Raw genomic sequence first — 10188 nt, 5'->3', positions numbered from 1 at the left:
GCTGTTTCAGCCACGTGTACCGCGCTGAGTCTCACGGCGCTGCCGCGGGCACCACGCCGTGGCGGGCCGAATTGCGACGGACCGAATCGCGACGGACCGAATCGCGACGGACCGAATCGCGACGGACCGAATCGCGACGGACCGAATCGCGACGGACCGAGGAGCGTGCCGCGGCCACGAGAGGTCGTGGCCGCGATGGGCACCGCCGTGCGGACGCCGGTGTTGCTCGCGCAGTACGTGGTCGCCTTCATCGCGATGGGTGCGTTCGTGGCCATGTACAACTCGATCGGATTCCGCCTGGTCGAGCGGCCTTTCGCGCTTTCGGCCGCGGCGGTGTCGCTGCTCTTCCTTTGTTATGCATTGGGCGCGGTCTCCTCGGTGACGGCAGGCTTTCTGGTGGGCCGGGTGGGGCGGCGACGTGCACTCGTCGGGGCCTTGCTCGGCACGGCGCTCGGTGCGGCGCTGACTCTGCCCGACGCCCTGATCTTCGTCGTCGCTGGGTTCGTGGTGCTGACCGCAGGGTTCTTCGCGGCGCACTCGGTCGCCAACGGGTGGGCCGCCGCGGCCGCTCCGGACGGAGCGCGAAGCCAGGTATCCGGGGCCTATACGACGTCCTACTATCTCGGCAGCAGTGTGCTCGGCACGGCCGGGAGCGCGGTCTACGGACGCGGTGGCTGGGACTGGCTGATCGTTGTCGTGGTGGCCGCCCTCGTCTGCGGCGCGCTCGCCGCCGGGTGGCTGGCCTCAACGCGGCGCTGAGCGCCTTGACCGGGTGCGCAGGTAGTCGCCGACGACGGCGGCGCCCAGCCCGTCGAGGTCCGGCGCCACGACCCGGCCGCCGGAGCGACGGGCGAGCAGATCGACGAACGCTGCCAGCCCCGGGTCATCGCCGAGCCGGAACACCGTGAGCGACGCTCCCGCTCCGGCCAGGCGGTCCACCTCGGACACCGTCTTGCGCAACGTGCGCATCGACGGCGGGTAGGTGAACTCGGCACTGCCGTCCGCTTCCAGGTGTGCGGTCGGCTCGCCGTCGGTGACCATCAGCACGACGGGCGTGGCGTCGGCATGGCGGCGCAGGTGACGGCCCGCAAGCAACAGCGCGTGGTGCGCATTGGTCCCCTGTTCCCACACGCCCTCGAGCCCGACCAGCTCGTCGATCCCGACCGGCGCGGCATGCCTGCCGAACGTGATCAGCTGCAGTGCGTCGCCACGGAAACGGGTGGAGATGAGCTGGTGCAGCGCGAGCGCGGTGCGCTTCATCGGCAGCCAGCGTCCCTCTTGCACCATCGACCACGACGTGTCCACGCACAACGCGACGGCGGCCCGGGTTCGGTGCTCGGTCTCGACCACTTCCACGTCGGAGACGTCCAGGCCGGCCTCGCCGGTACCCGAGGAGGCATTGCGCAGCACCGCGTTGCGGACCGTGCGTGGCACGTCCCACGGCCGGGAGTCTCCGAACCGCCATGGCACGCTCGCCCCGGTCGGCTCGCCGGCGGCCCCCGCGGATTCGGTCTGGCGCTGCCCGGTCTTGCCGCGCATCGCCCGCACCACGTAGGCGAGCGCGGTCTCGCCGAGCCGGCGCATCGCCTTGGGAGAGAGCCGCAGGGAGCCGTCCGGCGCACGCTCGACGAGGCCCTGCCGGCGCAGCTCGCGTTCCAGCTCGGCCAGCCTGCGCGCGTCCACGGTCGCCTCCGGGCCGAGCTGCCGCTCCAGGGCCTCCAGGTCGATGTCCTCGAGCCGTGCGCCCGGATAGGACTGGGACAGCTGTTCGGCCAGGTCGTCGAGGTCGGCGACCTGCATCATGGCGTCCGTGCCGCCGCCCAGGCCGAGCGGGTCGTCGCCGCTGAACCTCGCCGAGGAGGTCCAGTCCTCGCCGGGCCGCAGGCCCTGCAGCTGAGCGTCGAGCGCGGCCAGCTGCTGGGCGAGGCGCGGGTCGCCGAAGGCCTGCTGGGAGAGCTCCGCCAGCTCGGCACGCTGCTCCGGCGTCATCGAGTTGAGCATCCGCTGCGCCGCGGCGGCGCGTGCGGCGAGCGCGTCGATCAGCTCGTCGACGTCACGGGGGTTCTCCGGGAAGAACTCGCCGTGCCGGCGCATGAACTCGGCGAACCGGTCGTCGATGTCGTCAGCGCCCTGAGCGTGCGCGCTGAGCAGGGAGTTGAGGTCGGTGAGCATCTCCCGGACGCGTTCCGAGTCCTCGGCCGTGGTGTTGCGCAGGGCATCCCTGATGCCCTCGAACCGGGAGTCCATCAGCTCGTGTCCGACCAGGTCCTGGATGCGGCGGTAGTTCTCCCTGGCTTGGTCGGAGCGCCACTGATAGTCCGCCAGCTGTCGCACCGCCGCGGCTGTGCCCGTCGGCAGCGCGTCGAGCTCCGCCTCTTGTAGCCGCGCGTCGTCGGACGGATCGGGGAACAGCGTCCTGCGCTCGGATTCCAGCGCTTCATCCAGCAGCCGTCGCACCTCTTGCAGGGTGCCGTCCAGGCGACTCCGGCCTTCGATCTCGGCGCGCCGCTGCCAGAGACGACGGGTCAGTTCGTCGAGGCCGGGACTGTCCCCGGTGCCGCGGCGCAGCAGCTCCTCCAGGGCTGTGCGTGGCGAGTACCCGTCCATCACATCCCGGCCGATGGCGTCGACCGCCTCCCGGAGGTCTAGCGGCGGCGCGAGCGGGTCGGGCCCGCCGTGCCAGCGCTGGTACAGGTACCGCTCAGATCCGCTCATCGTCCGTACACCGTGGTGTCGTCGTCGGAGTCCTTGGCCAGCCGTCGCGCCAGGTACAGGGACTCGAGCGCGAGCTCGACGGCGGCCGCGAGCCGGCCGGGCGGGTCACCGGGCGAGGCTCCCGCGCGCAGCGCCACGTCGTGCAGCACCGGCAGTTCGGGCAGGGCGGAGAGCAGATCGGCGGCCGGTACCCCGGCGCCCGTTGTCACGAGATGGCCGTTGGCGACCGTCTCGGCCAGAGGCTCCAGGTCGAGCCCGGCGAAACGGGTCCGGGCGGTCTCCGCGACGGCCAGCCGCAGCAGGTGCAGCAGCTGCTCGTTCTCCCGGCCCTCCTCGGCGGGTTCGAACTCGATCTTTCCGCGCAGCACATCGGGGACGGTCTCCAGATCCACCGGACGGGCGACGGCCGGGGTCTCGCCGGTCAGCGCGGATCGGCGCAGTGCGGCGGCGGCCACGGTCTCGGCCGCGGCCACGGCGAAACGCGCCGACACCCCGGACCGATGGTCGACGGCGGAGGACTCGCGCAGGTGCCGCACGAAGCGGGCCAGCACCTCCAGCAGCGGTTCGCCCACCTCGGCGACCAGCCGTGCCTCCTGGCGTACGAGTCCGACCTCGGCATCGATATCGAGCGGATAGTGGGTGCGCACCTCGGCGCCGAACCGGTCCTTGAGCGGGGTGATGATGCGACCCCGGTTCGTGTAGTCCTCCGGGTTCGCGGTCGCGACCACCAGGACGTCCAGCGGCAGCCGAAGCGTGTACCCGCGGATCTGGATGTCGCGCTCCTCCATGACGTTGAGCAGCGAGACCTGGATCCGTTCGGCCAGGTCGGGCAGCTCGTTGACGGCGACGATTCCGCGGTGGGCCCGGGGGACCAGCCCGAAGTGGATGGTCTCAGGGTCGCCGAGGCTGCGGCCCTCGGCCACCTTGACCGGGTCGACGTCGCCGACGAGGTCGCCCACCGACGTGTCCGGGGTGGCCAGCTTCTCGGAGTAGCGGTCGCGGCGGTTCACCCACGCCACCGGAAGGCCGTCACCCAGCTCGCGAGCCCGCCGGATGGAGCCGGGCGTGATCGGCTGAAGCGGGTGCTCGTGCAGCTCGGAGCCGGCGATGACCGGTGTCCACTCGTCGAGCAGGCCGGCGATCGTGCGCAGCAGCCGGGTCTTGCCCTGCCCGCGCTCACCCAGCAGCACGACGTCGTGGGAAGCCAGCAGGGCGCGCTCGAGCTGGGGGAGAACCGTGTGGGAGAACCCGACGATGCCGGGCCACGGATCCTTGCCGCCGCGTAGTGCGGCGAGCAGGTTGTCATGGATCTCGGTCTTCACGCTGCGTGGGGTGTGTCCCGTTGCGCGTAGCTCTCCGGCGGTTCGAGGGAGGCCATCGGGCGGTGTGTCGCGTGGTGCGTCGCGTGGCGTGTCGCGTGGCGTGTCGGGTGGTGTCACCTTTTCGAACCTACTGCCGGAGCGCGGGAACGAGAAATGTGTTCTGGCTCACCTCCGCCGCCGAGCTCAGGGGGCGGTCTACGCCGTATTGGAGTGCGAGACGGCGGCGGATACATCTTGACCGGATGGGGTGCCGTCCCGCAGTATAGAAAACCTACTGAGTCGGTAGGAATAGTGGGAAGAAAGTTGCCGAGATGCATACATTGATCATGCTGGGCCTCATCGGGTTCGGGGCACAGATGGTCGACGGCGCGCTCGGCATGGGGTTCGGGGCGACGTCCACCAGCCTGCTGCTTGTCATCGGGACCAGCCCGGCCCTGGCGTCGGCGACCGTGCATCTGACGCAGATCGGTACGACGGCAGCCTCCGCGATCTCGCACTGGCGCTTCGGCAACCTGGACGTCAGGCTCGCATGCCGGATCGGGCTGCCCGGAGGGGTCGGCGCGTTCATCGGGGCGACTGTCCTGTCGAGCCTGTCCACGAGTGTCGCCACGCCGTTGATGGCGGGAATCCTGCTGGTTCTCGGAACGTACATCCTGGTGCGCTTCACCGTCGCCGGCTTGCCGGTGAGGAACCTGGGCAAGCCGCTGCGTAACCGTTTCCTTGCCCCGCTGGGCCTGACCGCCGGCTTCGTCAACGCCACGGCCGGCGGGGGTTGGGGGCCGATCAACACCTCGACGCTGCTGGCCACCGGCAGACTGGAGCCCCGGAAGGTCGTCGGATCCGTCGGCCCGAGTGAGTTCATGGTCGCCACGTGCGGCAGCCTCGGTTTCATGCTCGGGCTCGGCCTGTCCGGCGTCAACCTCAGCTGGGTGGCGATGATGCTGGCCGGCGGCGTCGTGGCGGCCCCGATCGCGGCCTACTTGGTCCGGCACATACCGGCACGGATTCTGGGCTCGGCGGTCGGTGGGCTCATCGTCCTGCTCAACTCGCGGACCATGATGTCAGAACACGCGTTCGACCTGAGTCCGGACGTCCGTGTCGTCGCCTACACCGGCATCTTGCTCGTCTGGACCACCGGGATCCTGTACGCCGTCCGTGAGCATCGGCGAGCATCGGCGACAGACCTCGTGGGAACGGAATCTCGCTGATCAGCGGGGCTCAGGAACCATGTTCGCCGTCACATCGACCGGGTCACGGTCTACCAGCGGGGCCATCCGGCGGATCGCCGATGCCAGCTCCCGGACCTCGGAGCCTGCCAATGCCTGCGGGCCGTCGCACAGCGCGGAGTCCGGGTCCGGATGGACGTCGATGAGGACGCCGTCGGCGCCGACGGCGATGACGGCCCTGGCCAGTGGCAGTACGAGATCGCGCCGGCCGCTGGCGTGCGTGGGGTCGACGATCACGGGCAGGTGAGACAGCCGCTGCACGGTGGGCACGGCGGAGATGTCCAGCGTGGCCGGCGTGGACGGCTCGAATGTGCGGATGCCGCGCTCACACAGGACGATGTCCAGGTTGCCGCGCTGCGCGATGTACTCCGCGGCCATCAGCCATTCCTCAATGGTGGCCTGGATGCCCCGCTTGAGCAGCACAGGCTTGGCGGCCTGCGCGACCGCGTCGAGCATGGCGAAGTTCTGCATGTTCCGGGCGCCCACCTGGAGCATGTCGGCGTACTCGGCGACTGGCTCGACATCGTTCGCATCACTCACCTCGGTGACGACCGGCAGACCCGTCGCGACGCCGGCCTCGGCGAGGATGTGGAGGCCGGACTTCCCCAGTCCGCGGAACGCGCGCGGAGACGACCACGGCCGGAACATCCCGCCACGAAGCAGAGTGGCCCCGGCTGCCTTGGCGAGCTCCGCCGACTCCAGGGTCTGATCCAGGGACTCGACGGCGCACGGGCCGGCCACCAGGGTGAAGTATCCGGGGCCGATTCGGACCTCGGGCCTTCCGTCGCGTCCGCCAACGACGACGGTGCTGCGGCCCGGGTAGTGATCACGGCTGACGAGCTTGTATGGCGTCGAAACCCTGATCACCTCCGATACTCCAGCCATCCGGCGCAGGTTCAGTGCCCGGAACTCTTCCACGTCGCCTACGAGACCGATGATGGTGCGGCTTACGCCGCGACTGACGAATGCCTCGCCGCCGGTGAGGCGGACACGAGCGATGACTGCATCGACCTGCGCATCGGTTGCGCCGGATGCCATCACGACCACCATGGCCGCCTCCTTCCGCCGCAGTCGACGGTAAGTCAGACCACCCCGTACTCGGACCTGAGGTCCGGCTAGTAAGACGTTTGGTTACGTTCCGGTCACTGTTGGCGTCAAGTCGGCCACAACAGGAACTTTGACGGCAATTCAGGAGGTCAGGGGCTTACAAGGGGACGTCCTCCTGGCGCAGGCCGTCGAGCAGAGCGATGTCCTCAGCGTATGCCTCCGGACCTCCCGGCGTCTCAAGAACGACGGGAATCCCGGCCACGGCCGGATGCCGGAGCAGCTCCCCAAAGGGCTCGGCGCCGATGTGGCCGGTACCGACACGTTGATGGCGATCGCGGAACGAACCGCACACATCCATCGAATCGTTGGCGTGGACCGCCGCGAGGCGGTCCGGGCCGGCCACCCGCAGCAGTTCGTCGAGCGCCGCGGTCATGCCGCCGGGCGCAGCCAGGTCATGTCCGGCCGCGAAGATGTGGCAGGTGTCGAAGCAGATCTGCGCGCGGGGATGACGGTCGAGAACGTCGAGGTAGGCGATGAGATCGCCGATGGTCGCGCACAAGGACTGCCCTTGGCCAGCTGTCGGCTCCAGGAGCAGGGCCGGATCGTCGTCGTCGAGCCCGTCCAGGACGGGTAACAGCGCTTCCCGAACCTGTTTCAACGCGGCGTCCCGGTTGCCCTCAGCCACGCAGGAACCGGTATGGACCACGACTCCGGAGGCGCCGACGTGGCGGCCGCGCCGGATGGCATGGGTGAGGCTGGCGGCCGACCGCTCGAACGTCTGCCGGGTGGGTGAGCCGAGGTTGATCAGATAGGCGGAATGCACCAGCACCGGCATAGCCAGGCTCTCCGCCGCGGCACGGAACGCCGCATCGGTCGCTGGATCCCCTTCAGTGGTGGCCCATCCGCGCGGATTGCCCAGAAAGACCTGCACGCTCTCCGCGCCGAGAGCTTTGGCGCGTTCGGGGACGGTCGCGAGCTTGCCGGCCGCGGACAGGTGGGTGCCGAGCAGAGGGTGAGGGGGCGTCACGCCATCGATTCTGTCAGACCTCAGCACGCCGCTCATCGGCCATTCAGGATTGCCGAACGTCGCCGTGGTGCCCATCCCACCGATCATCGGTCACAAGGGGGAAGGATCACAGTACGTACAGGGTGACCGTGGATCCCTCGGGGAGCGTCCCGCCCTGGGGCTCTTGGTTCACTACCCACCTGTCGCGGTTCCGGTCACGCCCGTCGCCATCGCCCGGAAAGGACCGCTCGACCTCGGCATCGAGGCCCGCCTCCTCGAGGTCCCGTTCGGCGTCCCGCACCCGCTGCCCGACGACGTTCGGGACGTCGACCTCGACGACCTCCGGTCCCCGGGAGACGACGAGTGAGACCTCATCGCCGGCGAAGCCTTCGCCGCCGTCGGGCTCCTGGGAGATGACCGAGCCGGCCGGCACGTCGTCGGAGAACTGCTCGGTGGTATCCACCGTGAAACCGGCGCCTTCCAGCGCCCCGACCGCCTCATCCGACGGCTGGCCGGTGTAGTCGGTGATCTCGATCGGCTCCGGACCGAGGCTCATCACGACGTCGATGACCGTGTCCCGGCGAACCTCTTCGCCGGGCTCGAGATTCTGCGAGATGGCCGTGCCTTCGTCGACCTCGGCGTGGTACTCCTCAGAGAACTCTGCCTCGAGGCTGCGGTCGTCGAGAACGCTGTCGATCTGCTCCTGTGTCATGCCGCTCAGATCGGGAATCTCGTAACGCTCCGGGCCCTGCGAGATGATGAGCGAGACGGTGCCGCCGCGCATGATCTGCTCCCCGGGCGCAGGCTCGGTCTGCACGACGAGTCCCGCCTCGACTCGCTCGGAGAACGCCTCGCCGTCCGGCTCGGCACTCAAACCCGCTTCCTCCGCGGCGGCGACCGCGGCGTCGGGTTCGAGATTGAGCAGCGACGGCGTCGACGTCCATCGGCCCGCTCCGAACCACCAGGCCGCGACGGTTACCGCGACGGCGAGCAGTACGACAAGGAGGAGCAGTATCGGGCCCCGCCACCGCCGCCGACGGCCCTTGGCCTGGCTGCGTCGCTGCGCACGCCCCGGTTCTTCCTGGTCCGACGCCGGAGCCTCGGTCCCGGCGCCGGCGAAGCCGCGCACTGTGGCGCCCTTGGCGGGTTCTTCCGGCTCGGTGTTGATCACCCGGGTGCGTGCCGTCTCCGGCGGAGGAGGGGCCGGCCTGGGCGGAGGCGACTCGTGGTAGAAGGCGTTGGCCACGTCGATGGCGCCGCTGTCCGGAGGTTCGTGGCCGGGTCCGCTGCCGGGCGTGACCATCGTGTCGTCGAGGTCGGGATCGGTGCCGTAGTAGAACGCGTCGGCGACGGCGAACGGGCTCGACGCGTCGTCGCCGGAGTGCTCTCCGTGCGGCACGGCGGACGGATTCGACCGCAGGGGCGAGATCGCAGACGTGTGAGTGCTCGTGCCGGTCGGCGAGTCGCCGCTGGCCATAGCGGCGCGGGCGAGTCGCAGCGCAGCGAGGAACGAGCCGGCGTCGGCATAGCGTCGCTCAGGGTCGCGGGACGTGGCCCGGGCGACGAGCTCGTCGATGGCCGGCGCTACCGGCACGGCCTCCGAGGGAGGTGGCACGTCCTCGTCGATGTGCGCCCGGACCACGACGAAGTCGGTGGGTCCTGTGTGCGGGGGCCGACCGGTCAGGAGCTCATACAGCACGACTCCCGCGGCGTAGACGTCGGAACGGGGCGTCGCCCGCTCGCCCAGGGCTTGCTCGGGGGAGATGTAGTTGACGGTGCCGAGTAGCAGCCCCCTGGTGGTCGTGTTGGAAGGGCCGCGCACAGGACGGGCCAGACCGAAGTCGGCGACTTTCACCCGGCCGTCGTTGCTGATCAAGACGTTCTCTGGTTTGACGTCGCGGTGCACCATGCCGGCTTGGTGGGCGGCACGCAGGGCGGAGAGGACCGGTTCGATCACATCGAGGCACAGGTCAGGCTCGATCCGGCCGCGTTCGTTGAGGATGTCGCGCAGCGTCCTGCCCTCGATGAACTCCATGGCCAAGAAGACCGCGCCCTGGTCCTCGCCCTGGTCGAAGACACTGACGATGCTGGGGTCGGAGAGCCGGGCGACGGACTTGGCCTCGTCGATGAACCGGCCCACGAACGTGTCGTCCGCGGCGAGCTCCGCGTGCATGACCTTCAACGCGACGACGCGGTCGAGACGCGTGTCCGTGGCCTTGTAGACCGTGGCCATTCCACCGCGTGCGAGCGGGGAGTCGACGCGGTAGCGGCCGTCGAGGAGACGGCCGACCGGGGCGTCGGAGACGGAGAGGTCCACAATGAGTGAGTGTACGGTCCCGCGCGTGCCGCCGGGAGCCCGACACGGTGTGACGATTGGAAGCTGAAACAGTGTGAATAATGGAAGCTGAAATGGGCCGCACGCATGGTCGAGATCGCTCTGGCGTGCCGGAAACTCGGTCCCGGGCCTGGCATCGTCGCGCAGAGCGAGCTAATCTCACCGCCCGTGACTTCGGAAGCGGGAGGCCCTGAGCCTCTGGATGAGACATCGGCGCGAGCGTCGTTCACCGACGACGACGGTTCGGTCGCCCCCAACGTAGCGGCGGCGCTCGCCGCCTATGAGCGCGGAGACGGCGGTCCGGCCGACGTGCTGGCGGCTCTTGCGGGCGGACGGGTGCTTGTGCCGGTCGTTGCGGTACCCGACGAACCGGCAGCGGCTCCCGAGGTGGGAGACCATGTCGACGGCGCCGCGCAGGGCGGCTCTCGCAGCGCCACAGAGATGGCCGTGGCGAGCACCATCGGACGCGACGGCCGGCGTGGGCTGCTGGCATTCACATGCATCGAGAGCTTGCGACGCTGGAGCCCAGACGCGCGC

The 10188-nt window shown here is 69.7% G+C and carries 8 protein-coding genes; 3 read left to right on the top strand and 5 right to left on the bottom strand.

The features are described 5' to 3' along the window. Positions 1-165 precede the first annotated feature (165 nt). Entirely contained in the window at positions 166-759 is a 594-nt protein-coding gene (locus tag ELR45_RS27160; RefSeq protein ID WP_240760182.1) for an MFS transporter, read from the top strand. On the opposite strand, the gene ELR45_RS27155 is transcribed toward ELR45_RS27160, so the two are convergent. Further along, on the bottom strand, positions 745-2715 hold the full coding sequence (locus ELR45_RS27155; RefSeq protein WP_129669122.1) for a vWA domain-containing protein: 1971 nt from the start codon (positions 2713-2715) through the stop codon (positions 745-747). The genes ELR45_RS27160 and ELR45_RS27155 overlap by 15 nt on opposite strands. After that, positions 2712-4154, bottom strand: a complete 1443-nt coding sequence (locus ELR45_RS27150; protein WP_129669121.1) for a sigma 54-interacting transcriptional regulator — start codon at positions 4152-4154, stop codon at positions 2712-2714. Before ELR45_RS27150 ends, ELR45_RS27155 begins: the two co-directional genes overlap by 4 nt. A 194-nt stretch (positions 4155-4348) precedes the next feature. Between ELR45_RS27150 and ELR45_RS27145 the strand changes: the two genes are divergently transcribed. Beyond that, positions 4349-5245 carry a sulfite exporter TauE/SafE family protein gene (locus tag ELR45_RS27145; RefSeq protein ID WP_129669120.1) on the top strand — a complete coding sequence of 299 codons (897 nt, stop codon included), beginning with the start codon at positions 4349-4351 and terminating at the stop codon, positions 5243-5245. Here the strand turns inward: ELR45_RS27145 and aroF are convergent, their stop codons facing one another. From aroF to ELR45_RS27130, 3 genes are all read right to left on the bottom strand, one after another. After that, complete coding sequence (gene aroF / locus ELR45_RS27140; RefSeq protein WP_129669119.1) at positions 5246-6313, bottom strand: 3-deoxy-7-phosphoheptulonate synthase; 1068 nt, start codon at positions 6311-6313, stop codon at positions 5246-5248. A 154-nt stretch (positions 6314-6467) separates the two neighbouring features. After that, entirely contained in the window at positions 6468-7373 is a 906-nt protein-coding gene (locus ELR45_RS27135; RefSeq protein ID WP_129669211.1) for a deoxyribonuclease IV, read from the bottom strand. A gap of 70 nt (positions 7374-7443) precedes the next feature. After that, on the bottom strand, positions 7444-9633 hold the full coding sequence (locus tag ELR45_RS27130; RefSeq protein WP_129669118.1) for a Stk1 family PASTA domain-containing Ser/Thr kinase: 2190 nt from the start codon (positions 9631-9633) through the stop codon (positions 7444-7446). Between the two features lie 186 nt (positions 9634-9819). Between ELR45_RS27130 and ELR45_RS35910 the strand changes: the two genes are divergently transcribed. Further along, positions 9820-10188 (top strand): SseB family protein (locus tag ELR45_RS35910; RefSeq protein WP_165368133.1); only part of this gene is annotated, 369 nt, incomplete at its 3' end.

The organism is Phytoactinopolyspora endophytica, assembly GCF_004138495.1.
GTDB classification, from domain to species: Bacteria; Actinomycetota; Actinomycetes; order Jiangellales; family Jiangellaceae; genus Phytoactinopolyspora; species Phytoactinopolyspora endophytica.
This window is presented reverse-complemented; position numbering and strand designations above follow the sequence as displayed.

Excerpts from the sequence above, each read along its gene's own strand:
- ELR45_RS27145 (WP_129669120.1), top strand. The coding sequence starts at position 4,349 with ATGCATACATTGATCATGCTGGGCCTCATCGGGTTCGGGGCACAGATG.
- ELR45_RS27155 (WP_129669122.1), bottom strand. The coding sequence starts at position 2,715 with ATGAGCGGATCTGAGCGGTACCTGTACCAGCGCTGGCACGGCGGGCCC.
- ELR45_RS27135 (WP_129669211.1), bottom strand. The coding sequence starts at position 7,373 with ATGAGCGGCGTGCTGAGGTCTGACAGAATCGATGGCGTGACGCCCCCT.
- aroF (WP_129669119.1), bottom strand. The coding sequence starts at position 6,313 with ATGGTGGTCGTGATGGCATCCGGCGCAACCGATGCGCAGGTCGATGCA.